This is a genomic window from Billgrantia desiderata, from assembly GCF_900108215.1.
Classification (GTDB): Bacteria; Pseudomonadota; Gammaproteobacteria; order Pseudomonadales; family Halomonadaceae; genus Halomonas; species Halomonas desiderata.
Map to the genome: position 1 here is coordinate 182,908 of NZ_FNVC01000001.1, position 26,370 is coordinate 209,277.

The window sequence follows — 26,370 nt, forward strand, 5'->3', positions numbered from 1 at the left end:
GTCATGGCGGAACCCGGACATCACGGAGTGCCTCATGCCCAAGCGGGCGAGTTCGACAATGTGGAGCTGGTTCACCCCAAGTCCTTCATTGGCAAGTACGTGTGGAGCCAGGATGCCAAGGTGATCGCCATCCAGTACGGCCTGACTGCCATTGCCATCGGGCTGGTGGCATTGGTGCTGTCGATCCTGATGCGCTTGCAACTGGGCTTTCCCAACACCTTTGCGCTGATCGATCCATCGAGTTATCTGCAGTACGTCACCATGCACGGCATGATCATGGTGGTCTATCTCCTCACCGCACTCTTCCTGGGCGCCTTCGGCAACTACCTGATCCCCTTGATGTGCGGTGCGCGGGACATGGCCTTTCCCTATCTCAACATGCTGAGCTACTGGTTCTACCTGGCGGCGGTGCTGATTCTGGTGGCCAGCTTCTTCGTGCCCGGCGGAGCCACGGGCGCGGGCTGGACGCTGTATCCGCCCCAGGCGATCAGTCCCGGCACCCCGGGGATCGACGGCGGCATTCTGCTGATGCTGGCATCGCTGGGAGTGTTCATCGCCGGTTTCACCATGGGCGGGCTCAATTACGTGGTCACGGTGCTGCAGGCGCGCACCCGCGGCATGACGCTGATGCGCCTGCCGTTGACCATCTGGGGCATCTTCATGGCCACGGTGATGGCGCTGCTGGCCTTTCCGGCGCTGCTGGTGGCGATCCTGATGATGCTCTGCGACATGCTGCTGGGCACCAGCTTCTTCATGCCCGAGATGCTCAACCTCGGCGAGCAGTCCACCCACGCCGGTGGCAGCCCCTTGCTCTATCAGCATCTGTTCTGGTTCTTCGGCCATCCTGAGGTCTACATCGTCGCGCTGCCGGCCTTCGGCATCGTCTCCGACATCCTCGCCACCCACGCGCGCAAGAACATCTTCGGCTACCGCATGATGGTGTGGGCGATCATCATCATCGGCGTGCTCAGCTTCGTGGTCTGGGCTCACCACATGTTCATCAGCGGCATGAATCCCTACTTCGGCTTCCTGTTCGCCACCACCACGCTGATCATCGCGGTGCCTACGGCGATCAAGGTCTACAACTGGGTACTCACGCTGTGGCGCGGCAACATTCGCATGACGGTGCCGATGCTGTTCGCCATCGGTTTCATCTTCACCTTCGTCAACGGTGGGCTCAGCGGGCTGTTCCTGGGCAACGTCACCGTCGACGTGCCGCTGGCGGACACCTACTTCGTGGTCGGCCATTTCCACATGGTGATGGCGGTGGCACCGGTGCTGGTGGTGTTCGGCGCGATGTATCACTGGTACCCCAAGATCACCGGGCGCATGCTCGACGACACCCTGGGCAAGATCCACTTCTGGGTCACCTTCCTGGGCACCTACGCCATCTTCTATCCGATGCATTTCATGGGCTTTGCCGGCGTGCCGCGCCGTTACTACGGCTACGGCGAGACCGCCTACATTCCCGATTCGATCCAGACCCTCAATGCCTTCATGAGCGTGGCGGCAATCATCGTCGCGCTGGTGCAACTGGTGTTCTTCTACAACCTGGTGCGCAGCTATTTCCGCGGCCGCGAAGCGGGGCCCAATCCCTGGCAGGCGACCACCCTCGAGTGGCAGACGGAGCACACCCCGCCACGTCACGGCAATTTCGGCGCCGAGCTGCCGGTGGTCTATCGCTGGGCCTACGACTACGGCGTGCCTGGCGCCAAGCATGACTTCATTCCTCAGAACATGCCGCCCGACGAGGTCGAGAAGGTCGATCCGATGAGCCAGGAGGCGGCGCAAGGGAGGCTGCCGACATGACGGTGACGCTGGTGTTTCTGGCCGTGATGATGGCGCTGTTCGGCGGCTGGCTGTTCAGTCATTCGATCAACGTGCGCCCTTGGGAGGCGCAGGGGGCCGGTGCGCCGCGCAGCCAACTGCCGCCAGCGTTGACCGCTCCGCGCGTCGGCCTGGCGGTGTTCCTGGCGGTGGCCACCTCGCTGTTCGCCTTGACCATCAGCGCCTACCTGATGCGGCAGGAGATGGGCCACGACTGGCGCTCGCTGGCGGTGCCCGGCCTGCTGTGGTGGAACAGCGTCTGTCTGGTGCTCGGCAGCGTGGCGCTGCAGTCCGCCTGGCAGGCCGCACGTCGTGACAATGCAGCGCGGCTGCGGCGGGACCTGCTGCTGGGCGGCGGTTTCACCATCGTGTTCATTCTGGGCCAGGCGCTGGCCTGGTGGCAGTTGCAGGCCCGGGGCATCTACCTGGCCGCCAACCCGGCCAATGCCTTCTTCTTCCTGCTCACGGCGCTGCACGTGCTGCACCTGCTGGGTGGGCTGTTCGCCTGGTCGCGCAGCCTGTTCCGCCTGCAGCGGGGGGCCACACCGCGGGAGATGCTGCCCAGCGTCGAACTGTGTGCGCTGTACTGGCATTTCCTGCTGCTGGTGTGGGGAGTTCTCTTCGCGCTGCTGCTGACCACATGAGGACTGGATCATGGCCAATCCGCATCCCGGCAGTCCGCTGTCGCCAGAAGAGATAAGCCGTCCGACGCCTCAGGCGGGCATGTCCGGCCTGGTCAACGACTGGGCGGCGGAGCGCCGTGTGTTCGACATGCCCTGGGGCAAGACGATGATGTGGCTGTTCATCCTCAGCGACGTCTTCATCTTCGCCTGTTTCCTGGTCGGCTACATGGTGTTGCGCATATCGACCGTGGAGCCCTGGCCGGATGCCAGCGAAGTGTTCGCTCTCACCGTGGCTGGCCAGTCGATCCCGCTGCTGCTGATCGCCATCATGACCTTCATCCTGATCTCGAGCAGCGGCACCATGGCCCTGGCGGTGAAGTACGGCTATGCCAAAGACCGCCGCCGAACGGCTGCGCTGCTGCTGATCACGGCGCTGCTCGGGGCGGTCTTCGTCGGTATGCAGGCCTTCGAGTGGACCATTCTCATCGGCGAGGGCGTCCGCCCCTGGGAGAATCCCTGGGGAGCGGCGCAGTTCGGTGCGGTGTTCTTCCTGATCACCGGTTTTCACGGTACCCATGTCACCATCGGGGTCATCTTCATCGTGATCATGGCGGTCAAGGTCATGCGCGGCTCCCTGGAGGGCAGCCGTCCCGGCTTTCTCACCGGCCGCAAGGGCAACTACGGGATGATCGAGAGCCTGGGGCTCTACTGGCATTTCGTCGACCTGGTGTGGGTCTTCATCTTCGCGTTCTTCTATCTGTGGTAGGGGGGGGCACCATGGACCAAGGCAGCCATCAACAGCCCGCACTGCGCGTCTACCTGCGCGTATGGATCTGGCTGTTCGTGCTCAGCGTATTGTCGTATCTGGTGGATCTCTCGGGGCTCGAAGGCCTGCCCAAATGGGGGCTGATCACGCTGTTCATGCTGCTCAAGGCCGGGCTGATCGTGGCCTTCTTCATGCATATGGCCTGGGAGCGTCTGTCCATCGTCTACACGGTGCTGGTGCCGCCGGCGGTGCTGCTGTTCCTGGCCGCCCTGATGGCGCTGGAAGCCGACTACACGCTGACTTCGCGTCTGGGTATCTTCGCCAACTGATGATGCAAGGGCGGCGCCCACCGAGCGTGACGAGCCGCGCTCGGTGGGCGCCGCTTGCCTGTGCCTTGCTGTCCGGCTGGACGCCATGCGGCAGCCATTGCACAGTAGGGGCCTGACATGACGCATCGGGAGGCCGCGTGAAGCTCGTCATCGGTAACAAGAACTACTCTTCATGGTCGCTCAGGCCCTGGTTGCTGCTGCGCATGCACGGCCTGCCGTTCGAGGAAGTCCGCATCCCCCTGTCGCAGGACACGACCCGGGAGGCGCTGGCCGCTCACACCCAGGCGGGCAAGGTGCCGGTATTGCACGATGGCGACCTGACCGTATGGGACTCGCTGGCGATCTGCGAGTACCTTTCCGAGTGCTACCTGTCGGGGGCCGGCTGGCCAGCGTCGCGGCATGAGCGAGCCGAAGCACGCGCACTCAGCGCCGAGATGCATGCCGGCTTCGTCGAGCTGCGAACGTGCATGCCGATGAACTGCCGTGCCAGTGGGCGACGGGTGCCGATCAGCGAGACCCTCGAGGCCGAGATCAAGCGCATCGAGCAGATCTGGACGCAGGGCTGCGAGCGCTACGGGCACCGCGGACCCTGGCTGTTCGGCGAGTTCTCCATCGCCGACTGCATGTTCGCACCGGTGGCGTTTCGTTTTGCCAGCTACGGTGTGAAGCTCTCGGCGCCTGCCGAAACCTACCGCCAGACGCTGCTGCGCTCGGCGCCGATGCAGCAGTGGGCCGAGCAGGCCAAGGCGGAGCCCGAAGTGATCGAGAGCGCCGAGGTGGGGATCAACTGAGCGAAGAGGAGGGCAGTCCTTCATGTCGCGCACGACGCGCCTTCTCGAGCTGCTGCAGATCCTGCGACGTCATCGCTGCCCGGTGAGCGGTACCGCGCTGGCGCAGGAGCTGGGTGTCTCGCTGCGTACCCCGGCCGCGGGCGGTGCTCGAACGCGAGTGGCTGAGCACCCTGCTGCCAGAAACTGTCAGTGATGGGGCCTATCCTGCTTGTGACACACACCACAAGAGGGAGCGGAACATGCAGGAAGAGATCGTCTTTTACACCAACCCCTGGTCGCGGGGTGGCATCGTGCACTGGATGCTGGAGGAGCTGGGGCAACCCTATCGCATGGTGGTAATCGAGTACGGCCCGCCGATGAAATCGCCCGAATATCTCGCCATCAACCCGATGGGCAAGGTGCCGGCGATACGCCATGGCAACACCGTCGTCACCGAGGCGGCCGCCATCTGCGCCTATCTGGCCGAAACGTTCCCTGAGGCCGGCCTGTTGCCGAACCCCGAAGGGCGCGGCGACTACTATCGCTGGCTGTTCTTCACGGCCGGACCGCTGGAGATGGCCCTATCCCTGAAGTCCGCCAATTTCACCTTGAGCGCGGAGCAGCAGATGCAGTTCGGCTGCGGCAGCTGCGAGACGGCGGTCGACACCCTGGCCCAGGCGGTAGCGGGGCGGCGTTACATTGCCGGCGACAGCTTCACCGCCGCCGACATCTATGTCGGCTCCCATATCGGCTGGGGCATGCAGTTCGGCACGCTGGACAGGCGCCCGGAGTTCGAGGCCTATTGGAATGGCCTGAAGGATCGGCCCGCCCATCGTCGCACGGAAGAGGCCATTGCCAAGGCCATGCCTGCCGAACCGACTCCGAGCGGCTAGTCGCCATTCATGATTCGGCAATACAGGAGTGCAGTTGAGTTTGCCAGGCGTACTCATGCATGACGGTGATCCCACCGCCCGACTGAGCCGGGAGGGCGGCGGGTGAGCCGGACCCAGCAAGCGTGCCGTCGTGCCGATCGGGGCGCGACGGCACGCATCGAGGCACTAGACGTGCTGCGCGGCGTGGCGCTGCTCGGCATTCTGGTGATGAACGTTCAGGCGTTCGCCATGCCTCAGGCGGCCTATCTGAACCCGACCGCCTGGGGACGGCTCGAAGGCATCGATCTGGCGGTCTGGCTCACTGGGCACGTGCTGGCCGATCAGAAGATGATGGCGCTGTTCGCCATGCTGTTCGGCGCCGGCATCGTGCTCTCCGCCGAGCGGACCGAGGCGGCTGGCAAGCGGGCCTGGCCGCTGCACAGTCGGCGCCATGTCTGGCTGATGCTGTTCGGTATCGCCCATGCCTATCTCCTTTGGTACGGCGACATCCTCTTCACCTTTGCCGTCTGTGCGCTGGCGCTCTTTCCTCTGCGCCACCTTGCTCCGTCGCGGCAGCTGGCGCTGGGCGTCCTGCTAGTGGCGGTGACCTCGCTGCTGTTCCTGGCCTTCGATGCAACGGTGCCGGCATGGTCCGAAGAGGACCGCCAGACGTTCATGGCCGAATGGCAGCCATCCGCGGCGCAGCTGGCAAGCGAAGTCGAGCGTTACCGCAGCGGCTGGTGGCAGCAGCTTCCCCAGCGAGCCGAAATGGCCTTCGAGATGCAGACCTTCACCCTGCTGATCTGGGGCCTGTGGCGAAGCGCGGGCTTGATGCTGATCGGCATGGCGCTGTTCCGCTGGGGCATCCTGACCGGCCAGGCCAGCCGGCGGACCTACCTCTCGCTGCTGGCCGTTGCCCTGCTGCTGGGCGTGCCCATGATCCTCTACGGTGTGCATTGGAACTTTGCCAACGACTGGGGCCCGCGTTCGATGTTCGTGGGCACCCAGTTCAACTACTGGGGCAGCGTACTGGTCGCCTTCGGCTGGGTGAGCGTGGTGATGCTGTTGCTGCGGGCCAATGTCATGGGGCGCCTGCGGCTACGCCTGGCAGCAGTGGGGCGGACCGCCCTCAGCCAGTACATCCTGCAGAGCGTGATCTGCAGCCTGATCTTCTACGGCCACGGTCTGGGCATGTTCGGCCACATCGAGCGCAGCGGCCAGATGCTGGTGGTACTGGGCATCTGGCTGCTGCAGCTATGGCTGGCGCCGCTGTGGCTGCGCCATTTTCGCTATGGGCCGCTCGAGTGGCTGTGGCGCTCGCTGACCCGGGGCCAGCGGCAACCCTGGCGGCACTGAGCTATCAGGGCAGCTCCTTGCCGCCCTGGGGGTCTGAGGCGTCGTAGTCCTGGGTGTCGTCGGGCGGCGAGCCGGGCTCGAGCGAGGTCTCGTGCTCGTAGTCGCGGGCGGCACGGATGGCTTCGGGCTCGCTGTCGTGACGTGATATCTCCTGCGGCTGGTCGGGGTCGGTCACGTCGACCACCCGCCAGCCGCTGACCAGGATCGCCTCCTGGGTCTCCCGCTGTATCGGCTCGACTTTTGCGGTACGCGTCATGGCATCCTCCATGCTGGTGAGTCCATTCACTACCCACCATGGCAGAGGAAGCGGCGATTGGCTAACGGGCGCCGTACGCCGCCGCTTACGCTTGACCGGCACCTTGGCGGGGTCCATACCAAGAGGGCAGTAATCCGAGACAGAGGAGGTCGGGATGAGAAAACTGTTAGGACTCGCGGTGGCCTGGTGGTTGCGCAAACCGGAAAATCGCGCGAGGCTGAAGCGCAAGGGCAAGGAAATGCTCACTGGCTTTCGCCGCCGTAGCGATTCGTCCGCCCGGCGCGAGCATCGCCGTCACCCTTGAGGTCGTTCATTGCTGCCCCGGCTTCCCCCGAAGTCGGGGCACGTTACCGTTTCCGCCGTAGGTACATGAGGTCGATACATGAGCCGCCGCATGAAGAGCCCCGCCGCGGCTCGCAATCGCCAGCCGATTCTCGACGTGCTGAGCAGGATCCTGCCCGAGCGGGCGACGATTCTGGAGGTCGCCAGCGGCAGCGGCGAGCACGGCCTGCACTGCGCCGAGGCCAAGCCGGGCTGGACCTGGCAGCCCAGCGACCCCAACGCCGAGGCGCGGGGCTCCATCAGTGCCTGGCGCGAGAGCGCCGGGCTCGACAATCTGCGTGAACCGTTGCCGCTGGACGTCACCGGGATCTGGCCCGCGGGCCCTTTCGATGCGGTGGTGGCGATCAACCTCATTCACATCTCGCCTTGGGCGGTGTGCGAGGCATTGATGGCGCGCTCGGCGGAGCGGCTGCGCCAGGGGGGCGTGCTGTATCTCTACGGGCCCTATCGCCGCGATGGGCGCCATACGGCGCCGAGCAACGAGGCCTTCGATGCCGACCTCAAGGCGCGCGATCCGCGCTGGGGCGTGCGCGATCTGGAGCAGGTGGTCGACGAGGCGCAGCAACACGGCTTCGTACTCGAACAGATCGTCGAGATGCCGGCAAACAATCTCAGCGTGGTGCTGCGCCTGCATGCCTGATCGGTATCGCCGAGAGCTGCGGCCTCAATCCTCTCTTCTGTTCTCTTCGATCTGGCCCGGTACGCGGTAACGCACGCCTTCGGCCTGGCGGTCGTCTTCATAGCGCCGGGTTTCCTCTTCGGCGGGAATGCCCCAGAGGGTCTGGCGACTGCCGTCGTCGTAGGTGTAGGTGGTGCAACCTGCAAGCAGGACGAGGCCAGAAAGCGTGGCGATGCGCAGAATGGATGACACGTGGTGTCCCTTCGATGGGTGGTAAATAGGCATGCGGCCAGCCTGAGGCCAGGCCGCACGGTCGTCAAGAGGCAACGGCTTCATCCCGACCAGCCCAGCATGATCGGCACGTAGACCACCAGCAGAAGCACGCCGATGAGCCCCAGCAGATAGGGTAGGATGGCCCGCGTGATGCGCTCCAGCGGCAGTTGAGTCACGGACGAGGCGACGTAGAGATTGATCGCCACCGGCGGTGTGATCATGCCGATGGCCAGCCCCATCACGATGATGATGCCGAAATGGATCGGGTCGATGCCGAGCTGCAGCACCAGTGGCAGCAGTACCGGGGTGAGGATGATCAGCGCGCTGGCGGTTTCGATGAACACCCCGGTGAGCAGGATCACCGCCACGATCAGCAGCATGATCACGTAGGGGTTGGTGGAGAGCGACAGCACGGTCTGGGCGATGGTGCCCGGCACCTGCCAGCTGGAGAGCGTCCAGCTCAGGACCGCCGAGGTGGCGATGACCAGCATGATCACTGCGGTGGTGATCGCCGAACGGATCAGGATGCGGTACACGTCGCCGAGCGAGAGGTTACGATAGACGAACAGCGAGACCAGCAGGGCGTAGTTGACTGCCACCACCGCCGCTTCGCTGGGCGTGAAGATGCCCGAGAAGATACCGCCCAGGATGATCACCGGGGTCATCAGGCCCCAGCTCGCACTCTTGAAGGTACGCCAGATCGTCGCCAGCGACAGCGCGGTGCCGCGTGGGTAGTTGCGCCGGTAGGCCTGGGTGATGGCGATGGCGGCCAGGCCGATGCCCATCAGGATGCCCGGCACGATGCCGTTGAGGAACAGCTTCGACACCGACTGCTGTGCGACCACGGCGTAGATGATCATCGGCACCGAAGGCGGTATCACCACACCGATGGTGCCGCTGGCGGCGATCAGGCTGGCCGCCGAGGCGGGATCGTAGCCCTTGCGCTTGAGTTCCGGCACCAGGCTCGAGCCTACCGCGGCGGTGGTGGCGGCACCGGAGCCGGAAATGGCGGCGAAGAACATGCCGGCTCCCACCGACACCAGCGAAAGCCCGCCCTTGAGAAAACCGAACAGCGAATCGGCGAAGTCCACCAGCTTCTCGCTGACCTTGCCCTGGGCCATCAGGTCGCCGGCGAGGATGAACATCGGCACCGCCACCAGGGCGAAGGAGTTGATGCCCTGGAACATCTGCTGGGTCACCACCATCAGCGGTACGCCCTGGGCGTTGAGTGCCAGCAGGGTGCTGGCACCGATGGCCAGGGCAATCGGCACGCCCAGCAGCATGAAGGCGAAGAACAACAGGAACAGCAGGCCGGTCATGGCGGTGGCTCCTCGGCCGTGCTGCTGCCGGTGTCGGCAGCCTGCGGGCCCTTCACCACGAGCTCGATCGCGTCGACCAGCGCGTACCAGGCCATAATGGCGGCCGAAATGGGGATCACGGCGTAGACATAGGTCATCGACAGCCGCAGCGAGGCGGAGCGCTGAAAGCTCTGCACCTGCATGTAGCGATAGCCGATGACGATCAACGCGATCATGAAGCCCAGCGCCACCAGCACCGCGGCAATACGCGCCAGCTGCGCCAGGCGGGCGGGCAGGGCGTCGACGATGAAGGTCACGGCAATGTGGCGACCGCGCTGGAAGGCCAGCGTGGAGGCCAGAAAGGTGATCCACACCAGCAGGAAGCGGGCGACCTCTTCGGTCCAGCCCACGGCGGTGAAGAGCGTTCGCGAGACGATCTGCAGCGTGATCACGCCGATCAACGCCGCCATGCCCAGAAACACGATGGGCTGGATGACGGCGTCGATGGCGCGTTCGCTACGCTGCAGCAGGCCCGTGAGGGCGTGCAGCGGTGAACTCACTTATTCCAGTGCCTCCAGGATGCGCGGCAGGTAGTCGCCGAACTGATCGCCGTACTTCTCGTAGACCGGCCTCACGGCGGCCTGGAACGCCTCGAGATCGGCATCGTCGACGATCTGCATGCCGGCGGCACGCAGCTCTTCGAGCTGACCGGCTTCCATTTCGGCGTTCACGCGGCGCTCATGCTCCGCCGCTTCCTGGGCGGCCTGCACCAGCACTTCCTGGGCGGCTTCGGGCAGCTGATTCCAGGCCGGCATGCCCATGACGAAGAGCGCCGGCGCATAGGTGTGGCGCGACAGCGTCATGTGGTCCTGGGTCTCGTGCAGCTTGAACGAGTGGATGACGTTGACCGGGTTCTCCTGGCCGTCGATGGTGCCCTGCTGCATGGCCGTCAGGGCCTCGGTCCAGGCCATGGGAATGGCATTGGCGCCGAGCTCGCGGAAGGTGTCGGTGTAGACCGGGTTCTCCATCACGCGGATGCGCAGCCCGTTGAGGTCTTCGGGCGATCTGACCGGGCGTTCGCTGTTGGTCAGGTTGCGGAAGCCGCGTTCGGCATAGGCCAGCCCCTTGAGGTTGACCTCGGCGAGCTTGTCGAGCAGCTCCTGGCCGATGGGGCCGTCGAGCACTTCGTAGGCGGCTTGCGGCGAGGGGAACAGGAAGGGCAGTTCGAAGACCGCCATCTCCTCGACGAAGTTGGCCACCGGGCCGTTGGTGATCACGCCCATGTCGACGGTGCCGATCTGCATGCCCTCGAGCAGGGTGCGCTCGTCGCCCAGCGAGGCGTTGGGATAGATGTCGACGGAAACGGCGCCTTCGGTGCGCTCGGCGACCAGCTCCTGGAACTTCACCGCGGCAATGTGGAAGCCGTCCTGCTCGTTGACCACGTGGGCCAGACGCAGAGTGACGGGATCCATGTCGGCGAAATCGGAGGCCTGAGCGGTGGAAACCAGCGCAAGAGAGATGCCGAGTGCCAGCGTGCTGCGTGCAAAGATCTTCATTTTTTAATTTTCCTTTGTCGGATCGATCCGTTCAGGAGCATGCCCCAGCCGTCCCGACAGGGTCAATCATAGGAAACACTGCACAAATGCCTGCGCGAGCGAATCGCTGCGTTGCGCGGTGCTCGGAATCCTCACATATACCCCATATGCTCCGGTTCCTGTGCTCCGTGCGCCTTGCGCTTCATCTCGCTCGTCGATTTGTCCAGCGCTTCCTTAGACCGAAATCAAGTAATAGGCTAACTAACGAGTTGGTAGCCATGGCGTGGCGATTCGCTCGCGCCGGCCTTTTTCACAGCAGGCGGTACATGATGTGGGCGTCGACCAGCCCCTGGGTGGGGTGGCGAAAGGCGCAGGGCAGGGTACCGATGATCTCGAAGCCGTGCTTCTGCCATTGGCGGATGGCGATCTCGTTGGTCGAGACCACCAGGTTGAACTGCATGGCGGTGAAGCCCAGCTCGCGCGCCACCCGCAGGGAATCCTCGCACAGCTTGTTGGCGATACCCTGGCCGCGGGCGTGCTCGGCGACCAGATAGCCGCAGTTGCACACGTGGTCGCCGGGGCCGGGTTGGTTGGGCTTGAGATAGTAGGTGCCGAGCAGGTTGCCGGCACTGTCCTCGGCTACTCGAACCGCACGCGGCAGCTCCACCCACATGCGATAGGCGTCGGGCTCGCTGATCCGACTCGGCACGGCATAGGTGTCGCCGGCGTGCAGCACCGGGGCGATGAAGTCCCACATGGCGGCCCAGTCGCCGGACTGATAGGGGCGAATGCGGATCATGGTCTCCTCCTTGATACCTGGCATCGGCCCCGATTTTACGTCATGACAGCGTGGAAAGATCGCCCCCGCGCTTCACACCGGACCAACGAGATGCTTCACCGCCAGATAGGCGGAAAGCCCCCAGGGACCGAGCTCGCGACCGATGCCGCTGCGCTTGAAGCCGCCCCAGCCGGTTTCGGGCAATACCAGCTGTTCGCCGTTGATCCACACGCTGCCGGCCTGCAGCTGCCTGCCGATGCGTACGGCGCGCTGTCGGTCGGCGCATACCACGGTCGCCGCCAGGCCGAACTCGCTGGCGTTGGCCAGCTCGACTGCCTCCGCTTCGCTGGCCACGCTGCGGGCGCACAGCACCGGACCGAAGATCTCCTCGCGCCACAGGCGGCTCGTGGTCGGCACGTCACGGAACAGCGTCGGGGCGACGAAGTAACCCTGGGCGGGCAGCTGCCGGTGGCGGGCGTCGCGTACTGCCAGGAGCCCCTCCTGCTCGGCGACGGCGAGATAGGCCAGCACGTTCTCGCGCTGGCGGGCGCTGGTCAGCGGCCCCATGTCGCTGCCCTCGGCCAGGGGATCGCCCAGTACCAGGGCGTCGATGCGCGCGGCTAGCGCGGCATAGAGCGGCTCGGCGATGGCTTCGTGAACCAGCAGGCGCGAGGTGGCCGAGCAGATCTGGCCGGCATTGAAGTAGATGCCGGCCATGACCCAGTCGGCGGCCTGCTCCGCGTCGGCGTCCTCCATCACCAGAATCGGTGACTTGCCACCCAGCTCCAGTGAGACGTCGGCGGTGCGTTCGGCGGCGGCGTGCATCACCGCTTCGCCGACCCGATTGCTGCCGGTGAAGGAGACCTTGTCGATGCCTGGGTGGGCGGCCAGCGGTGCGCCGATCCCGGCGCCATCGCCGAACAGCAGATTGAGCACGCCGGGCGGCAGCCCGATCTCCAGGGCGGTCTCCGCCAGCGCACGCTCGGGCAGCGGAGTCACCTCGGATGGCTTGAGCACCACGGTACAGCCGGCGGCAAGCGCGGGAGCGAGCTTCCAGGCGCTGGTCACCAGAGGGAAGTTCCAGGGGGTGATCAGCCCCACCACGCCAACCGGGTCGTGGTAACAGCGCGCCTCGACGCCTTCCATCCCGACCTCGACCAGCTGCCCCTGGCGTCGGTCGAGGTCGCGTGCCTGAGCGGCGTAGTAGCGATAGCAGGCGATGGCGTCGTCGAGGTCGATGCCGGCCTCGGCCAGCACCTTGCCGTTGTTGGTCGAGGAGAGCCGAATCAGCTCGTCGCGACGGCGGGCCAGGGCATCGGCGAAGCGCTCCAGGTAGTGGGCTCGCTCGGCACCGCCGAGGGCGCGCCAGGCCGGCAGGGCACGCTGCGCCGCGGCCACGGCATCGTCGACGTCGTCCGGATGGCCGGCGCAGACCTCAGCGATGGCTTCCTCGCGATAGGGGTTCATCACCGGCAGGCAGCGCTCGCCTCGGGAGGGCGTCCAGCGGTTGTCGATGAACTGATGATCCAGCTGTTGCATGGCGGTTCTCTCTGTCAGTGGAGATCGTCAGTGGAGATCGTCAGTCGAGGTCGCAGGTGACGGCCTGTTGCCAGGCTTCGGCATTCACTTCGACAAGCAGGGGCGCGTCCAGCGGTCGCGAAGCGAGGGCCTGGGTCAGGCCGGCCGGATCGCTCACCCGCACTGCCTGGCAGCCGAAGCCGGCGGCGACCACCTGAAAGTCCGGCGCCTGGATGTCGACGCCGCAGCGCGTGACCCCGTGGGCATCCATGTAGCGGCGGATCTCCTCGTAGCCTTGGTTGTGCCATAGCACGACCACCACCGGCAGGCGCGCTTCCACGGCGGTGGCGAGCTCGCTGAGGGTGAACATCACGCCGCCGTCGCCGACCAGCGCCACCACGGGCAGCGCAGGCTGGCCAAGCTGGGCGCCCAGTGCGGCGGGCAAGCCGTAGCCCAGGGTGCCGTAGCCGGTGGAGGCGTTGAAGTAGCGCCGCGGCTCGGGCTGCGAGACCAGGTGATTGCCGGCATAGACCGGTGCGGTGGAGTCGCCGACCAGGATCGCGTCGGGCAGGGTTTCGCCCAGCGTGGCGTAGAACGGCACGAAGGGAGCGAAGGCCGGATCGCCCTTCAGATTCAGCGCGGCCAAGGTGTCCGCGGTGCGCTGGGCGCCGCCGCGGGACAGCGGCGCGGGGAAATGCTCCGCCAGCAGCGCCAGCGTGCGTCCCGCATCGGCCACCAGGCCCAGCGCGACCTGCTGATTGCGCACCAGCTGCTGGGCGTCGAGATCGATGCGGATCAGCCGACCGCGCAGTTCGAAGCCGTCGTCGAACACCACGTCGTAGTCGGTCTCGCCCAGCTCGGTGCCCACCGCGAGAACCACGTCGGCCTCGCGGGCCAGCTCGCGGACGGCGGGCAGCGCCGCGTTGGCGCCCAGGTCGAGAGGGTGGGCGCGACCCAGCACGCCCTTGGCGTTGATGGTGGTTACCGTGGGCGCATCGAGGCGCTCGACCAAGGCCCTGGCAGCGGCGGGGGCCTCGACGCAGCCGCCGCCCAGCAGCACCAGCGGACGCTTCGCTGCGCGCAGCCAGTCGGCGGCCAGGGCCAGTCCAGCCGGGTCCGGTGCCGGACGAAACAGGCGCGCCGGTGGCGGCAGTTCGGTTGACGCCACCGGGGCGTCGAACAGGTCGATGGGGATCTCGATGTGCACCGGCCCCGGCCGCTGGCCCTGGAACACGGCGAAGGCTCGCGCCAGCACTTCCGGCAGGGCGCTCGGGTCGAGCAGGGTATGGCTGAAGCGCGACACGCCCGCCATCAGCTGCTGCTGGCTCGGTAGCTCGTGCAGCCGGCCCTGGCCGCGACCGAGGGTGTCGCGGCGGTTGACGCTGGAGATCACCAGCATCGGGACGGAGTCGGCCAGCGCCTGGCCCATGGCGGTGGCGATGTTGGTCATCCCCGGGCCGGTGATGATCAGGCACACGCCGGGCTTGCCGGTGGCGCGAGCATAGCCGTCGGCCATGAAGCCGGCGCCCTGTTCGTGGCGCGGGGTGACATGCCGCACGCCGCTTTCTTCCAGGCCGCGATAGAGCGCCACGGTGTGCACCCCGGGGATGCCGAACACGGTATCGACGCCATACCGCTCATGCAGCAGCGTCAGCAACCATTGGCCACAGGTCATCGATTGGCGGGTCATCGCGAACCTCAGAAAAAGAAGGTGTGGGCCATGAAGGCAATGATCGGCAGCGTGATGGCCGTGCGCAGCAGGAAGATGGCGACCAGCTCCCACAGCTTGAGCGGAATCTTCGACTTCAGCAGCAGCGCGCCGATCTCGGACATGTAGATGAGCTGGGTCAGCGACAGACAGGCGATCACGAAGCGGGTCAGCTCGCTTTCGATGTTGGTCGCCAGCACCGCCGGCAGGAACATGTCGGCGAAACCCACCAGGGTGGCGGGAGCCGCCGCCTGGGCCTCGGGAATGCGCAGCAGCTCGAGCACCGGCACCATGGGGTAGGAGAGCCAGGTGAACAGCGGCGTGAACTCGGCCAGTATCAGCGCCACGGTGCCGATGGCGAACACCAGCGGCAGCAGGGCGAGGAAGATGTCGGCGACGTTGAACAGGGCGTTGCGGGCGAGTTCGCGCGGGCCGGGGGAGCGCTCGGCGCGGCGCACCGCCTGGGTCAGGCTGTAGCGCAGCAGGCCCATCTCCTCGGTGCGTTTCTCGGCCAGCTGACAGCCGACCGGCTCGTAGTAGGTGTCCGGCTTGCGCGACAGCGGCGGCAGGCGCGGCACGATCACTGCCGCGATCAGGCCTGCCACCACCACGGTGAAGTAGAACTGGATGAACATGTGGTTGAGGTCGACGAAGCTGGTGATCAGTAGGCTGAAGGCGATCGAGACGATGGAGAAGTTGGTGGCGATCACCGAGGCCTCGCGGCGATTGTAGAAGCCCTTCTCGTACTGCTGGGTGGTGATCAGCACGCCGACGGTGCCGGAGCCCATCCACGAGGCGGTGGCGTCGATGGCGCTGCGGCCGGGCAGGTTGAAGATCACCCGGAACGGCTTGCGCACCAGACTGCCGATGAATTCCATGAAGCCGAACTCGACCAGGAACGGCAGCAGCAGGGCGGCGAAGAAGAAGAAGGTCAGCAATACCGGCGCCAGGTCGTTGAGCATCACGCCGCCGGTGAACGAGGCGGTGACGAACTCCGGCCCGAACTGGAAGAACGTCATCAGGGCGAAGGCCGCCCCCAGGATGCGCATGCCGAACCACACCGGGCCGACGTGAAACATGTCGTGCATCACGCCTTTCTCGGCCCAGCTTGGGCGGGCGAGCTTGATCCAGCTCGTGGCCAGCACGGAGAGCACCAGCACGATCACGGCGATGGCCGGCAGGGCGCCGTCGAGCAGCGCCTTGAGGCCGTCGGCGAGGAAGCCCATGCCGATGTTGATGGTGTCGCCGATGCGGAAGGGAACCAGGAACAGGCCCACCCCGAGCGCGGAGGGAATCAGGAATTTGAGCAGGTTGTTGCGCTCGAAGGGGGTTTCCCCGTCGCGGGTTCGATGAGTCGTGTCAGTGGAGGACATACGAGTATCCCTTGGCTTGTCGTTGTTGGGTCAGGCAGTTCTTGCGTCGGTCGCGGCGCTCTGGTGTCAGTCGCGACGCTTGACGCCGGGCAGTGCGCACAGCATTTCGTAGAGCAGGGTGGCGCCCATCAGCGCCGTGTTGCCGCTGGGGTCGTAGGGTGGCGAGACCTCGACCAGGTCGCCGCCGACGATGTTGAGACCGGCCGCACCGCGCACGATCTCGAGGCCCTGGGCCGAGGTCAGGCCGCCCATTTCGACGGTGCCGGTGCCGGGGGCGACGGAGGGGTCGAGGCCGTCGATGTCGAAGGTGACGTAGACCGGGGTGTCGCCCATCTGCTCGCGGACTTCTGCCATCAGCGGCGCCAGCGAGCGGTACCAGCACTCCTCGGCGGTGACCACGCGGAAACCCTGCTGGCGGCACCAGTCGAAGTCCTCGGCGGCATAGCCGGTCCCGCGCAGGCCGATCTGCACCACCTTGCCGTGGGCCAGCAGGCCCTCTTCCTGGGCGCGGCGAAACGGGGTGCCGTGGGCGATGGCTTCGCCGAACATGTGCTCGTTGACGTCGGCGTGGGCGTCGATGTGGATCAGCCCCACCGGGCCGTGCTTCTTGGCGATGGCGCGCAGGATCGGCAGGGTGATCACATGGTCGCCGCCCAGGGTCAGCGGGACGCAGCCGTGGGAGAGCACTTCGTCGTAGAAGGCGGTGATGATGTCCACGCTCTTGGGCAGGTGGAAGGTGTTGATCGGCACGTCGCCGATGTCGGCCACTTGCAGACTGTCGAAGGGGGCCGCCCGGGTGGCCATGTTGTAGGGGCGCAGCATGCGCGACTCGTCACGGATCTGGCGCGGGCCCAGACGCGTGCCGGGGCGATTCGAGGTGGCGATGTCCAGCGGTACGCCGATGAAGGCTACGTCCAGCCCTGCCGCCGTGGGCTGGGTGGGCAGGCGCATCATGGTGGCGGGCCCGCCGAAGCGGGGCATCTCGTTGCCGCCTAGCGGCTGGTTGAAGTCGGCCATGCGGGGCTCCTGATCGTTGGGGTATCGTCGCTCACTCCTCAGGTCTAGCAGGTTTCGTGCCAGCCGGCGGCCTCGCAGCCACGGGGCCTGCCAGGTGACATGATGCAATTTCGAATCGCCAGCGGGGTTTCGGTGATGCAATAATGCATCCTTGATTCATTCATGCATCGGGTGGTGTCCTGATGAGCGATATCGACAGCGCGGTGGTGAGTACCATCGTCGAGACGGCCAACGACCACTTTTTCATCGTCGACGGCGAGGGGCGGGTGCTGGACGTCAGCCCGGGCGCCGCGGCGGTTTACGGCCTGCCACGGGAGCAACTGGTCGGCAGCACGGTGCAGCAGCTGGAGGCGCAGGGCGTGCTCAGGCCCTCCATAAGCCTGGAGGTGATCCGCACCGGCAGGCCGGTACAGCTGATGCAGGTGACGGGAACGGGGCGGCGGGTGATCGCCGAGGCGCATCCGGTACATGTCGACGGCAGGCTCGAGCGCATCGTCAGCCGCTCCCGCGACCTGACCGACCTGCAGCTGCTGCAGGACGAGTACGCGCTGCTGCAGAAGCGTTTCAGCGAACATCTCAAGCGCAGCGGGGCCGGCGCCGGTCAGGAGGACGGTCAGCTCGACGAGGCAATGGGCAGCCTGGAGGTGCGCAGCGACGTGATGCGTGAGCTGGCCCTGCTGCTCAAGCGCGTTGCGCCTTCGGATGCCACGGTGTTGCTGCTGGGCGAGTCCGGGGTCGGCAAGAGCGCCTTCGCCAAGCAGCTGCATCGCTGGAGCCGGCGCCGTCAGGGGCCGTTCATCGAGGTCAATTGCGGCGCCATTCCCGAGAACCTGTTCGAGTCGGAGATGTTCGGCTATCAGCCCGGCGCCTTCAGCGGGGCGGCGCGCCAGGGCAAGGCGGGGCTGCTGGAGCAGGCCGAGGGCGGCACGCTGTTTCTCGACGAGATCGGCGAGCTGCCGCTGCCCATGCAGACCAAGCTGCTCAAGGTGATCCAGGACGGCAGCGTGCTGCGCCTTGGCGATACCCAGCCGCGGCGGGTCGATTTTCGTCTGGTGGTGGCAACCAACCAGGACCTGGCCCAGCGCGTGGAGACGGGGAGCTTTCGCCTCGATCTCTACTATCGCGTCAACGTCATCCCGGTCACCATCCCGCCGCTGCGCGAGCGCCGCGAAGACATTCCGGCGCTGGCCGAGGCGTGTCTCGAACGACTCAACCAGCGTTACGGCCAGCGCAAGCTGCTGCACGGCAGCGTGTGGCCGGAGCTGATGGGCGGCGACTGGCCGGGCAACGTCCGGGAGCTGGAGAACTGGCTGGAGCGAGCCTGGCTGTCGAGCCCGGACGATCTCATACCGTCACCGACACGGGGGCCGGCCGCATCCCTGACGGCGATGGCCACACCCGCCGAGACGACGCCGCCGGCCGAGCTCGGTGAGAATGAGGGGCTTCCCGCCTACCTGGCCCGGGCCGAACGCGAGGTGCTACAGGCGCTGTGCCGGTCGCTCCCCAGCACCTATGCCATCGCCGAACGCTTGAGGATCAGCCAGCCCAGCGTGGTGCGCAAGCTCAAGCGGCACGGGCTCAGGATCGAGCACCGGGCCGATTGAGCCCGATGTCACGAGGTCGTCACGGGGAACACTGACTATAGTGGTTTGGGTGAGCAACGCCTTCCGTTTCGTTTCGACCTTGGAGCTAGCCATGCCCCGCACAACCTATAACAAGATCGCCGCCATCGCGACCGGCCTGGTCCTTGGCGCCAGCGTCATGCTTCCTGCCGCCCACGCCGACGACTACTACGCCGGTCAGACCATTCGCATGATCATTCCCTTCTCGCCGGGCGGCGGCACGGATACCTTCGGCCGGCTGATCAGCCAGCACCTGGGCCGCCACATCCCCGGCAGCCCCACCATCGTGGCCGAGAACGTCACCGGTGCCGGTGGCCTGCTGGGCAGCAACGAATTCGCCGAGCGGGTCGACCATGACGGCCTCACGCTGATGACCGCTTCGGGCCACCTGAACCTGCGCGCCTTCCTCGGCCTGCAGGGGCTCAGGCTCGATCTCGACGCGCTGGAGCCGGTGGTGGCCGCGCCCATGGGGCACGTGACGGCGATCTCCACCCAGGCGGGCATCGACGACCCGGCCGACCTGCTCGAGGCGCAAGGCCGGTTGACCAAGGGCATCACCGATCCCGTGGGCCTGCTCGAGTCGCTGGTGGCGCTGGAGATGTTCGAGCTGAACTACCGCGCGGTACCCGGCTACGGCGGCCGCGGCGATACGCGCATCGCCTTCGAACGCGGCGAGTTGATGATCAATACCCAGAGCACGCCGGCCTATCTCAACAGCGTACAGCCGCTGGTGGATGAGGGGGTGGCCATGCCGCTCTACGCCATCGGCTTCATCGATGGTGAGGGCAATCCGCAGCGCGACCCTGCCGTGCCGGACATGATTACCGCGCCCGAGCTCTACGAGCAGATCCACGGCGAGATGCCTTCCGGCACCATCTGGGAGGCCTTCAAGGTCACCGTGCCGCTGGTACAGAACACCCGCGGTACCGTCTGGGTGCATGGCGATATCCCCGACGAGGCGATGGCGGCCCTGCGGGAGGGGGTCGAGGCCATGGTCAACGACCCGGAGTTCCAGGAGGCCAGTGCCAGCATCCTCGAGGGCTACGAGATCATGTGGGGTGACGACCTGGGGCAGATCAAGGCTTCGATGGACGCCGCCTCACCGGAGGTTCTCGACTACCTGCGCGACATGCTGAACGAGCGCTTCGGCACCGAGTTCAACTGAGACGCCTGCACGCGACGAGCCGCCCGGAGCTGCGGGCGGCCGTCGCGTGCACGGCTTTGACATGAGGTGCTCATGCTGGATGCGTTCGTCAATGCGTTCTGGATTCTGCTAGATCCCTTTCGTCTGTTGATGCTCTTTTCCGGGGTGGCGATCGGTATCGCCGTGGGAATTCTGCCCGGCCTGGGTGGTTTGATGGGGATGGCGCTGGTGCTGCCGTTCCTGTTCGGCATGGATGCCTACGCCGGGGTGGCCCTGCTGATCGGTATTGCGGCGGCCGTGCCCAGTGCCGACACCTTTCCCTCGGTGCTGATGGGCATTCCCGGCTCTTCCGGCTCTCAGGCCACCATCATGGATGGCTATCCGATGGCCCGCCGAGGCGAGGCGGCCAGGGCGCTGGGGGCAGCCTTCACGGCGTCGCTGATCGGCGGCCTGATCGGGGCCCTGGCGCTCTCCGCGGTGGTGCCCTTCGCGCGCCCGCTGATTCTCGCCTTCGGCTCACCCGAGCTGTTCATGCTGACCCTGCTGGGGCTCTCCATCATCGGGGTGCTGTCGGGCAATCGCCCGCTCAAGGGCATGCTGGCGGCGGTCGCGGGGCTGGCCATCGGCACCGTCGGCGGCGCGCCGGTGGCGGCCGAGTATCGCTTCGCGGGGGACTTTCTCTACCTCTACGACGGGCTGTCGCTGGTCATCGTGGCGCTGGGGCTGTTCGCGCTGCCGGAGATCGTCGATCTGCTGGCGCGTGGCGGCGCCATCGCCGAGCGGGCTCGCGGCCTCGGCCACGGCTGGATGGATGGGGTGCGCGACACGCTCAGGCACAAGTGGCTGGTGATTCGTCATAGCGTGATCGGCGTGGTGATCGGTGCCATTCCCGGCATGGGTTCGTCGATCATCGATTGGGTCAACTACGGCATCGTGGCTCAGACCAGCAAGGATCGCAGCCGTTTCGGCATGGGCGACGTGCGCGGCGTGATCGCTCCCGAGAGTGCCAACAACGCCAAGGAAGGCGGCGTGCTGATGCCGACCCTGCTGTTCGGCGTGCCCGGCTCCTCGGCCATGGCCATGCTGCTGGGGGCGCTGATGATCTTCGGCGTCCAGCCCGGCCCGCAGATGCTGACCCGCGATCTCGACCTGGTGTTCGTCATCATCTGGTCGCTGGCGCTGGCCAACGTCTTCGGTACCTTCATCTGCCTGTTGCTGTCGCGGCCCATCGCACGGCTCACCTTCGTGCCGTTCCATTACATCGCCCCGGTGATCATCGTCATCGTGATCGTCGGCGCCTGGCAGGAGACCCGACACTGGGCCGACCTGGCCTTCCTGCTCGGTTTCGGGCTGCTGGGCTGGCTGATGAAGCGCAGCGGCATGCCACGTCCGCCGCTGCTGATCGGCTTCATTCTCAGCGGCCTGGCCGAGCGCTATCTGTGGATGTCCTACAACCTCTACGACTGGGAATGGCTGATGCGCCCCGGCGTGCTGACGATCGGCGCGCTGGCGGTGGCGCTGATAGTGGCCAGCGTCAGGCTCAAGCGCAACACCAGCCAGCGGGCCGAGGCGATGCAGATGGCCGAGAGCGACAAGGAGAGCCGCCCATGAGAGCACGCTTGATCGGTATCTTTACCCGCCATCTACAGACGCCATTCGTGCTTCTGGTACTGGCGGGACTGGTGGCCGTGCTGACGATCAGTCAGTCGTTCTCGCTGGGAGCGAGGTTGTTTCCCACCGTGGTGGCCGCGCTGGGCATCCTGCTGGCGCTGCTGGAGCTGGGGCGACAGTGGTTGCGGCGGGGGGCGCGGGAGGCCAGCGATTACACCGACCTGGGCGACGAGGACGACAGCCCGCTCTTCTTCGCCAAGGGGCTGCTGTTCTTCGCTTGGATGCTCGGCTTCGTCGGGTTGTTCTTCCTCGTCGGTGCGCTGCCGGCCGCTGGGCTGTTCGTGCTGGCCTTCCTGACACTGCAGTTCCGCAGCCCCTGGCTGCCGAGCCTGGGGCTTGCCACCGGTATCGTCATCCTGCTGTGGGGCCTGGGGCAGGTGCTGCAGCTGCGCTGGCCCACCCCTTTGCTGGGCTTTTGAAGGCCACGGGAAGGGCGCTCATGCACCCGATGTCAGCGCCCGCTCCAGAATGTCGAAGCGACCCGGTACCAGGGCGTCCTCCACGGCGGTGATACGCAGCACGTGGCCGAGGTCCGGGTGCGCGGGGCGGGCGATCAGGCGGCCGGTCTCGAGCAGCTCCTGGTTCAGCCTTCCGGCCAGTTCCGCACTCGAGAAGCGCAGGGCGATGAAGTTGGTGGCGCTCGGCAGCACCTCGGCGCCCAGTTCGCGAAAATGGCGGGCGAGACGTTCGCGGCGCGCCTTCACCGCGCGGATGTGCGCCTCCACTTCGGTATGGTGATCGAGCACGGTCTCGGCGATGACCTGGGTGAGGCTGGATACCGCGTAGTGGATCCGCACCTTCATCATCATCGCCAGGGTTTCCGGCTCGGCGATGGCGTAGCCGATGCGCATCCCGGCCAGCCCGTGGGCCTTGGACAGCGTGCGCAGACGGATCACGCCGGGCAGTGCTTCGCGGCTGAACGGCGAGTCGGCATCGTCGCGGAAGTCGTGGTAGGCCTCGTCGAGCAGCAGCCAGCAATCCTCGGGCAGTTCGGCACGCAGGCGGCGGATCTCGTCGTCGCCGTGCAGATGCCCGCTGGGGTTGTCCGGGTTGGCGACGTAGACCAGTCGGGCCCGGTGCTCATGGGCCGCAGCCAGCAGCGCCTCGAGGTCGGGGGTGAGCAGGCCGGGCGCCTCGCGATAGGGCCGCTCCACCAGATGACAGTTCTGTCCGCGGGCGAAATAGCCGAAGGTGGGGTAGGTGCCGCTGGCGCTGACCACCGTGCAACCGGGTTCCGCCACGGTGCGCAGGGCCAGGGCGATCAGACTGTCGGCGCCGGCATCCACCAGGGTGTGTTCCAGCGGCAGCCCGTAGAGCGAGGCGAGCCGCTGGCGCACGCCCAGCGCTTCCGCGTCGCCGTAGCAGTAGACATGCTCCGTCATGGCATCGCCGAAGCGTTCGCGCAGCGCCCGATGGGGCATGTCGAGGCCCTCGTTGGAGCCCAGGCGGTGGGGGATCTCGCGGCCGATGCGCCGTTCCAGCACCTTGATGCCGGGAAAGGGGTTGCTGGGGCCGGAGCCTTTGAGGTGATCGGGGAAGCGGGGCATGCTGCACTCCAGGAACAAGAGATGAAGATCGTTGCAGAAGCGTGCCGCCGGCTCAAGCCGACGGCCCGTTCGTCTCATTCTTCCGCTGCCAGGATCTTGTGGCGATTGAGCAATCCTTTCGGGTCCAGCGCCTGCTTCAGCGTGCGCATCAGGGCAATCTCCCCGGGGGTGCGGGAGAGCGGCAGGTAGTCGCGCTTCTCCAGACCGATGCCGTGCTCGGCGGAGATCGAGCCGCCCAGTTCGGCCAGCGGGCCATAGACGATCTGTTCCACGTCGCGGCGGGTCTGGGGATCGCCGCTGCCGACCCCGACCGACACGTGCAGGTTGCCGTCGCCGAGATGGCCGAATATCACCATGCGCCCTTCGGGCCAGCGTTCGCGTATCCTGCGCTCGAGCGCATCGGCGTAGTCGGCCATGTCGGGAATGGGCAGGCTGACGTCGAAGGTGAAGAGCGGGGAGAGGTTGTCGATCAGTCCTTCGATGTCCTCGCGGATATCCCAGATGCCCTGGCGCTGGGCGTCGGATTGGGCGAGCACGGCGTCCTCGATCAGGCCGGCCTCGAGGGCCGACTCCAGTGCCGCGCTGAACTGCGCGACGTTGGCTGCGTCGTCGCTGCCCAGCGACTCGACGATGGCATAGAAAGGCCAGCGTGCCGGCAGGGGTGGCGTGTTGCGGCCGCTCTCCTCGGTGAGCAGCGCGTAGTGGTTGCGCCACATCACCTCGAAGGTGCCCAGGCTGCCACCCAGCGTGCGCCCCAGGTGCCTGAGCAGGCCGGTCACGCCGTCGAAGTCGGGGCAGGCCACCAGCGCGGTACGCTCGCTGGTCATTCTCGGCTGCAGCCGGAGCACGGCGCGGGTGACGATGCCCAAGGTGCCCTCGCTGCCGATGAACAGCTGCTTGAGGTCGTAGCCGGCGTTGTTCTTCAGCATGCGGTTCATCGAGCTGACCACGCTGCCGTCGGCCAGCACCGCTTCGAGCCCCAGCACCTGCTGACGCATCATGCCGTAGCGAATGACCCGTACGCCGCCGGCATTGGTGGCGATGTTGCCGCCGATGGTGCAGGAGCCCCGCGCGCCAAGGTCGAGGGCGAACTGCAGGTCGTGCTCGGCGGCGGCTTCCTGCACGGTTTGAAGTGCGATACCGGCCTGAACCGTCATGCTGCCGCCGATGGGGTCGATCGCCTCGATGGCGGTCATGCGCTCCAGCGAGATGGCCAGCTCGTCCGGGCTCGCCTCGCCGCCATGCACCAGGCCGGTGAGGCCGCCGTGGGTCACCACCGGTTGAGCGACGGCGTGGCACAGGCGCATCACCCGGGCCAGCTCGTCGGTGTCGGCCGGCCTGACGATGGCGCCGGCGCGACAGCTCGCCCCGCTCATCCAGTCGACCCGGCGCTGGGCGACGTCATCGCCGGTCAGCACGTTGCCCTCGCCAACGATGGCGACGATTCTCTCCAACAGCGATTGCATCTGCTTCATCCTTCTTTATCGTTGCGGGGCGTCAGGCCATGGCAGCTTCGTGGGCACGCCCGGGTATGGCGTCCAGCAGTTGCTTGGTATAGGCCTCCCGTGGCCTGAGGAACACCTCCTGGGCGGTACCCTGCTCGACGATGCGACCGTGCTGCATGACGATGATGGAGTCGCAGATCTGTGCGGCCACCCGCAGGTCATGGGTGATGAACAGCAACGAGAGCGACAGCTTCTGCTTCAACTCCTCCAGCAGTTCGAGCACCTGGGCCTGGATCGACACGTCGAGGGCCGAGACCGCCTCGTCGGCCACGATCAGCTCCGGGTTCAGTGCCAGGGCGCGGGCGATGCCGATGCGCTGGCGCTGGCCACCGGAGAACTCATGGGGGTAGCGGTCCACCGCCACGGCGCCGAGACCGACCAGCTCCAGCAGCTCCTCGGCCTGCTGCATCGCCTGCCGACGCGGCACGCCGTTGGCCATGGGGCCCTGGGCGATGGCGTAGCCGACCCGGTGGCGCGGATTGAGCGAGGCGTAGGGATCCTGGAAGATCATCTGTACCCGCCGCCGCTCGCGGCGCAGTTCGTCTCCCTTGAGGGCCGAGAAATCGGTTCCGCTGAGGCTCAGCGAGCCGCTATCGGGCCGTTCCAGCCGCACCACGCAGCGCCCGAGCGTCGACTTGCCTGAACCGGACTCGCCGACGATGCCCACTGTCTCGCCCGGTGCCAGGGTGAAGGAGACGTCGTCCAGGGCGCGCACCTCGCGGGCCGGCTTGAACAGGCCGCCGCGCGAGCGGAACACCTTGTTGAGGTTGCGCACCTCCAGCAGCGGCGCGGGCCGCTGCTGGGCGACGGCTTCCGGAATGATGTTGCTGGGAATCGCCTCGAGCAGGGCGCGAGTATACTCGTGGCGGGGGTTTTCGAGCACCTCCCGGGCCGTGCCGAGCTCGACGACCCGGCCGTAGCGCATCACGCAGACCCGGGTGGCCACCTCGGCCACCACGCCGAAGTCGTGGGTGATGAACATCACCGCCATGCCGCGGCGCTGCTGCAGGTCGCGAATCAGCTCCAGGATCTGCGCCTGGGTAGTCACGTCGAGCGCCGTCGTGGGCTCGTCGGCGATCAGCAGCTCCGGCTCCAGCGCCAGTGCCATGGCGATCATCACCCGCTGGCGCTGCCCGCCGGAGAGCTGGAACGGGTAGGCGCGGATCGCCTTGTCCGGCTCGGGGATGCCGACCTCCTCCAGCAGCGCCAGGGCCTTCTCCTGCCGCTCGCGGCTGCTGTATTTACCGTGCGCCTCGAACACTTCGGCGATCTGGGCGCCGACCCGCATCAGCGGGTTGAGCGCGGTCATCGGTTCCTGAAAGATCATGCCGATGCGCAGCCCACGCAGCTTGCGGTGCTGCTTCTCGTTGAGGGCGAGCAGGTTCTGGCCGTCGAACAGCACCTCACCGGCAGTGGGGCGCACGCCCTTGGGCAGCAAACCCATCACCGCATTGGCCGCCATCGACTTGCCGGAGCCGGACTCGCCGACCACGCACATGATCTCGCCGCGGGCCACGTCGTAGCTGACCTCCTCCACCGCGTAGTCGCGGTCGGCGCCCTTGGGCAGTGCCAGGGTCAGGCCGCGAATGCTCAGTACCGGAGCGTTGTCGTTCATGTCGTT

Annotated in this window: 27 protein-coding genes; 14 read left to right on the plus strand and 13 right to left on the minus strand. The window is 66.4% G+C overall.

Going from position 1 to position 26,370, the window contains the following annotated elements; genetic code table 11:
* Nucleotides 1-3: 3 nt before the first annotated feature.
* The 8 genes from C4S71_RS00835 to C4S71_RS00870 all read left to right on the plus strand — a co-directional run bounded on the left by C4S71_RS00835 (nt 4) and on the right by C4S71_RS00870 (nt 6,543).
* Nucleotides 4-1,809 (plus strand): cytochrome c oxidase subunit I, encoded by a 1,806-nt coding sequence (locus C4S71_RS00835; RefSeq protein WP_086509686.1) that lies wholly within the window; start codon nt 4-6, stop codon nt 1,807-1,809.
* The gene (locus C4S71_RS00840) at nt 1,806-2,471 is read left to right on the plus strand and encodes a cytochrome c oxidase subunit 3 (RefSeq protein WP_103967889.1); all 666 of its coding nucleotides are present in this window, start codon (nt 1,806-1,808) and stop codon (nt 2,469-2,471) included. The genes C4S71_RS00835 and C4S71_RS00840 overlap by 4 nt, the downstream gene beginning before the upstream one ends.
* Nucleotides 2,472-2,481: 10 nt before the next feature.
* Nucleotides 2,482-3,216, plus strand: coding sequence for a cytochrome c oxidase subunit 3 (locus tag C4S71_RS00845; protein WP_234238973.1), 735 nt, complete (start codon nt 2,482-2,484; stop codon nt 3,214-3,216).
* An 11-nt stretch (nt 3,217-3,227) separates the two neighbouring features.
* Complete coding sequence (locus C4S71_RS00850) at nt 3,228-3,545, plus strand: cytochrome C oxidase subunit IV family protein (RefSeq protein WP_103967890.1); 318 nt, start codon at nt 3,228-3,230, stop codon at nt 3,543-3,545.
* A 137-nt stretch (nt 3,546-3,682) separates the two neighbouring features.
* Nucleotides 3,683-4,336 carry a glutathione S-transferase family protein gene (locus tag C4S71_RS00855; protein WP_103967891.1) on the plus strand — a complete coding sequence of 218 codons (654 nt, stop codon included), beginning with the start codon at nt 3,683-3,685 and terminating at the stop codon, nt 4,334-4,336.
* Between the two features lie 22 nt (nt 4,337-4,358).
* On the plus strand, nt 4,359-4,529 hold the full coding sequence (locus C4S71_RS22555) for an HTH domain-containing protein (RefSeq protein ID WP_200825206.1): 171 nt from the start codon (nt 4,359-4,361) through the stop codon (nt 4,527-4,529).
* Nucleotides 4,530-4,575: 46 nt separating this feature from the next.
* Nucleotides 4,576-5,208, plus strand: a complete 633-nt coding sequence (locus tag C4S71_RS00865; protein WP_103967892.1) for a glutathione S-transferase family protein — start codon at nt 4,576-4,578, stop codon at nt 5,206-5,208.
* A 102-nt stretch (nt 5,209-5,310) separates the two neighbouring features.
* Nucleotides 5,311-6,543, plus strand: a complete 1,233-nt coding sequence (locus C4S71_RS00870) for a DUF418 domain-containing protein (protein ID WP_146064577.1) — start codon at nt 5,311-5,313, stop codon at nt 6,541-6,543.
* A 4-nt stretch (nt 6,544-6,547) separates the two neighbouring features.
* Here the strand turns inward: C4S71_RS00870 and C4S71_RS00875 are convergent, their stop codons facing one another.
* On the minus strand, nt 6,548-6,799 hold the full coding sequence (locus C4S71_RS00875) for a hypothetical protein (RefSeq protein ID WP_176342829.1): 252 nt from the start codon (nt 6,797-6,799) through the stop codon (nt 6,548-6,550).
* A 154-nt stretch (nt 6,800-6,953) separates the two neighbouring features.
* Between C4S71_RS00875 and C4S71_RS22445 the strand changes: the two genes are divergently transcribed.
* The gene (locus C4S71_RS22445; RefSeq protein WP_160113340.1) at nt 6,954-7,103 is read left to right on the plus strand and encodes a hypothetical protein; all 150 of its coding nucleotides are present in this window, start codon (nt 6,954-6,956) and stop codon (nt 7,101-7,103) included.
* Between the two features lie 90 nt (nt 7,104-7,193).
* Complete coding sequence (locus C4S71_RS00880) at nt 7,194-7,781, plus strand: DUF938 domain-containing protein (protein ID WP_235014118.1); 588 nt, start codon at nt 7,194-7,196, stop codon at nt 7,779-7,781.
* A 24-nt stretch (nt 7,782-7,805) separates the two neighbouring features.
* Here C4S71_RS00880 and C4S71_RS00885 read toward each other — a convergent pair whose 3' ends face one another.
* The 9 genes from C4S71_RS00885 to speB form a co-directional block, all read right to left on the minus strand.
* On the minus strand, nt 7,806-8,012 hold the full coding sequence (locus C4S71_RS00885) for a hypothetical protein (RefSeq protein WP_103967894.1): 207 nt from the start codon (nt 8,010-8,012) through the stop codon (nt 7,806-7,808).
* Nucleotides 8,013-8,092: 80 nt separating this feature from the next.
* Nucleotides 8,093-9,352 carry a TRAP transporter large permease gene (locus tag C4S71_RS00890; RefSeq protein ID WP_103967895.1) on the minus strand — a complete coding sequence of 420 codons (1,260 nt, stop codon included), beginning with the start codon at nt 9,350-9,352 and terminating at the stop codon, nt 8,093-8,095.
* A complete protein-coding gene (locus tag C4S71_RS00895; protein ID WP_234245865.1) occupies nt 9,349-9,891 on the minus strand; it encodes a TRAP transporter small permease in 543 nt (180 codons plus the stop codon). Before C4S71_RS00895 ends, C4S71_RS00890 begins: the two co-directional genes overlap by 4 nt.
* Nucleotides 9,892-10,887: a TRAP transporter substrate-binding protein gene (locus tag C4S71_RS00900; RefSeq protein ID WP_086509696.1), complete on the minus strand. Its 996-nt coding sequence runs from the start codon at nt 10,885-10,887 to the stop codon at nt 9,892-9,894.
* Between the two features lie 289 nt (nt 10,888-11,176).
* Nucleotides 11,177-11,665 (minus strand): GNAT family N-acetyltransferase, encoded by a 489-nt coding sequence (locus tag C4S71_RS00905; RefSeq protein WP_103967896.1) that lies wholly within the window; start codon nt 11,663-11,665, stop codon nt 11,177-11,179.
* Nucleotides 11,666-11,737: 72 nt separating this feature from the next.
* Nucleotides 11,738-13,183, minus strand: a complete 1,446-nt coding sequence (locus C4S71_RS00910) for an aldehyde dehydrogenase family protein (RefSeq protein ID WP_103967897.1) — start codon at nt 13,181-13,183, stop codon at nt 11,738-11,740.
* A 40-nt stretch (nt 13,184-13,223) separates the two neighbouring features.
* On the minus strand, nt 13,224-14,852 hold the full coding sequence (locus C4S71_RS00915) for a 5-guanidino-2-oxopentanoate decarboxylase (protein ID WP_235014120.1): 1,629 nt from the start codon (nt 14,850-14,852) through the stop codon (nt 13,224-13,226).
* An 8-nt stretch (nt 14,853-14,860) separates the two neighbouring features.
* The gene (locus C4S71_RS00920; RefSeq protein ID WP_103967898.1) at nt 14,861-16,243 is read right to left on the minus strand and encodes a YjiH family protein; all 1,383 of its coding nucleotides are present in this window, start codon (nt 16,241-16,243) and stop codon (nt 14,861-14,863) included.
* Between the two features lie 66 nt (nt 16,244-16,309).
* Nucleotides 16,310-17,260, minus strand: coding sequence for an agmatinase (speB, locus tag C4S71_RS00925; RefSeq protein ID WP_103967899.1), 951 nt, complete (start codon nt 17,258-17,260; stop codon nt 16,310-16,312).
* Nucleotides 17,261-17,442: 182 nt separating this feature from the next.
* Here speB and C4S71_RS00930 point away from each other — a divergent pair, with 182 nt between their 5' ends.
* The 4 genes from C4S71_RS00930 to C4S71_RS00945 all read left to right on the plus strand — a co-directional run bounded on the left by C4S71_RS00930 (nt 17,443) and on the right by C4S71_RS00945 (nt 22,116).
* Entirely contained in the window at nt 17,443-18,864 is a 1,422-nt protein-coding gene (locus C4S71_RS00930; protein ID WP_103967900.1) for a sigma-54 interaction domain-containing protein, read from the plus strand.
* 91 nt (nt 18,865-18,955) lie between these two features.
* On the plus strand, nt 18,956-20,047 hold the full coding sequence (locus tag C4S71_RS00935) for a Bug family tripartite tricarboxylate transporter substrate binding protein (protein WP_103967901.1): 1,092 nt from the start codon (nt 18,956-18,958) through the stop codon (nt 20,045-20,047).
* A gap of 72 nt (nt 20,048-20,119) precedes the next feature.
* On the plus strand, nt 20,120-21,637 hold the full coding sequence (locus tag C4S71_RS00940) for a tripartite tricarboxylate transporter permease (protein WP_103967902.1): 1,518 nt from the start codon (nt 20,120-20,122) through the stop codon (nt 21,635-21,637).
* Nucleotides 21,634-22,116 (plus strand): tripartite tricarboxylate transporter TctB family protein, encoded by a 483-nt coding sequence (locus tag C4S71_RS00945; protein WP_103967903.1) that lies wholly within the window; start codon nt 21,634-21,636, stop codon nt 22,114-22,116. The genes C4S71_RS00940 and C4S71_RS00945 overlap by 4 nt, the downstream gene beginning before the upstream one ends.
* 18 nt (nt 22,117-22,134) lie before the next feature.
* On the opposite strand, the gene C4S71_RS00950 is transcribed toward C4S71_RS00945, so the two are convergent.
* The 3 genes from C4S71_RS00950 to C4S71_RS00960 form a co-directional block, all read right to left on the minus strand.
* The gene (locus tag C4S71_RS00950; protein ID WP_103967904.1) at nt 22,135-23,244 is read right to left on the minus strand and encodes a pyridoxal phosphate-dependent aminotransferase; all 1,110 of its coding nucleotides are present in this window, start codon (nt 23,242-23,244) and stop codon (nt 22,135-22,137) included.
* A 74-nt stretch (nt 23,245-23,318) separates the two neighbouring features.
* Entirely contained in the window at nt 23,319-24,710 is a 1,392-nt protein-coding gene (locus C4S71_RS00955) for an FAD-binding oxidoreductase (protein ID WP_103968083.1), read from the minus strand.
* 31 nt (nt 24,711-24,741) lie between these two features.
* Nucleotides 24,742-26,364: an ABC transporter ATP-binding protein gene (locus C4S71_RS00960; RefSeq protein WP_086509707.1), complete on the minus strand. Its 1,623-nt coding sequence runs from the start codon at nt 26,362-26,364 to the stop codon at nt 24,742-24,744.
* Nucleotides 26,365-26,370: the final 6 nt, after the last annotated feature.

Bases quoted from the DNA above. Each gene is read 5' to 3' on its own strand.
- C4S71_RS00840 (WP_103967889.1), top strand. From the start codon at position 1,806: ATGACGGTGACGCTGGTGTTTCTGGCCGTGATGATGGCGCTGTTCGGC.
- C4S71_RS00875 (WP_176342829.1), bottom strand. From the start codon at position 6,799: ATGACGCGTACCGCAAAAGTCGAGCCGATACAGCGGGAGACCCAGGAG.
- C4S71_RS22445 (WP_160113340.1), top strand. From the start codon at position 6,954: ATGAGAAAACTGTTAGGACTCGCGGTGGCCTGGTGGTTGCGCAAACCG.
- C4S71_RS00835 (WP_086509686.1), top strand. From the start codon at position 4: ATGGCGGAACCCGGACATCACGGAGTGCCTCATGCCCAAGCGGGCGAG.
- C4S71_RS00935 (WP_103967901.1), top strand. From the start codon at position 18,956: ATGCCCCGCACAACCTATAACAAGATCGCCGCCATCGCGACCGGCCTG.
- C4S71_RS00955 (WP_103968083.1), bottom strand. From the start codon at position 24,710: ATGCAATCGCTGTTGGAGAGAATCGTCGCCATCGTTGGCGAGGGCAAC.
- C4S71_RS00920 (WP_103967898.1), bottom strand. From the start codon at position 16,243: ATGTCCTCCACTGACACGACTCATCGAACCCGCGACGGGGAAACCCCC.
- C4S71_RS00850 (WP_103967890.1), top strand. From the start codon at position 3,228: ATGGACCAAGGCAGCCATCAACAGCCCGCACTGCGCGTCTACCTGCGC.
- C4S71_RS00910 (WP_103967897.1), bottom strand. From the start codon at position 13,183: ATGCAACAGCTGGATCATCAGTTCATCGACAACCGCTGGACGCCCTCC.
- C4S71_RS00950 (WP_103967904.1), bottom strand. From the start codon at position 23,244: ATGCCCCGCTTCCCCGATCACCTCAAAGGCTCCGGCCCCAGCAACCCC.
- C4S71_RS22555 (WP_200825206.1), top strand. From the start codon at position 4,359: ATGTCGCGCACGACGCGCCTTCTCGAGCTGCTGCAGATCCTGCGACGT.
- C4S71_RS00900 (WP_086509696.1), bottom strand. From the start codon at position 10,887: ATGAAGATCTTTGCACGCAGCACGCTGGCACTCGGCATCTCTCTTGCG.
- C4S71_RS00905 (WP_103967896.1), bottom strand. From the start codon at position 11,665: ATGATCCGCATTCGCCCCTATCAGTCCGGCGACTGGGCCGCCATGTGG.
- C4S71_RS00915 (WP_235014120.1), bottom strand. From the start codon at position 14,852: ATGACCCGCCAATCGATGACCTGTGGCCAATGGTTGCTGACGCTGCTG.
- C4S71_RS00890 (WP_103967895.1), bottom strand. From the start codon at position 9,352: ATGACCGGCCTGCTGTTCCTGTTGTTCTTCGCCTTCATGCTGCTGGGC.
- C4S71_RS00845 (WP_234238973.1), top strand. From the start codon at position 2,482: ATGGCCAATCCGCATCCCGGCAGTCCGCTGTCGCCAGAAGAGATAAGC.
- C4S71_RS00930 (WP_103967900.1), top strand. From the start codon at position 17,443: ATGAGCGATATCGACAGCGCGGTGGTGAGTACCATCGTCGAGACGGCC.
- C4S71_RS00945 (WP_103967903.1), top strand. From the start codon at position 21,634: ATGAGAGCACGCTTGATCGGTATCTTTACCCGCCATCTACAGACGCCA.
- C4S71_RS00880 (WP_235014118.1), top strand. From the start codon at position 7,194: ATGAAGAGCCCCGCCGCGGCTCGCAATCGCCAGCCGATTCTCGACGTG.
- speB (WP_103967899.1), bottom strand. From the start codon at position 17,260: ATGGCCGACTTCAACCAGCCGCTAGGCGGCAACGAGATGCCCCGCTTC.
- C4S71_RS00960 (WP_086509707.1), bottom strand. From the start codon at position 26,364: ATGAACGACAACGCTCCGGTACTGAGCATTCGCGGCCTGACCCTGGCA.
- C4S71_RS00940 (WP_103967902.1), top strand. From the start codon at position 20,120: ATGCTGGATGCGTTCGTCAATGCGTTCTGGATTCTGCTAGATCCCTTT.
- C4S71_RS00865 (WP_103967892.1), top strand. From the start codon at position 4,576: ATGCAGGAAGAGATCGTCTTTTACACCAACCCCTGGTCGCGGGGTGGC.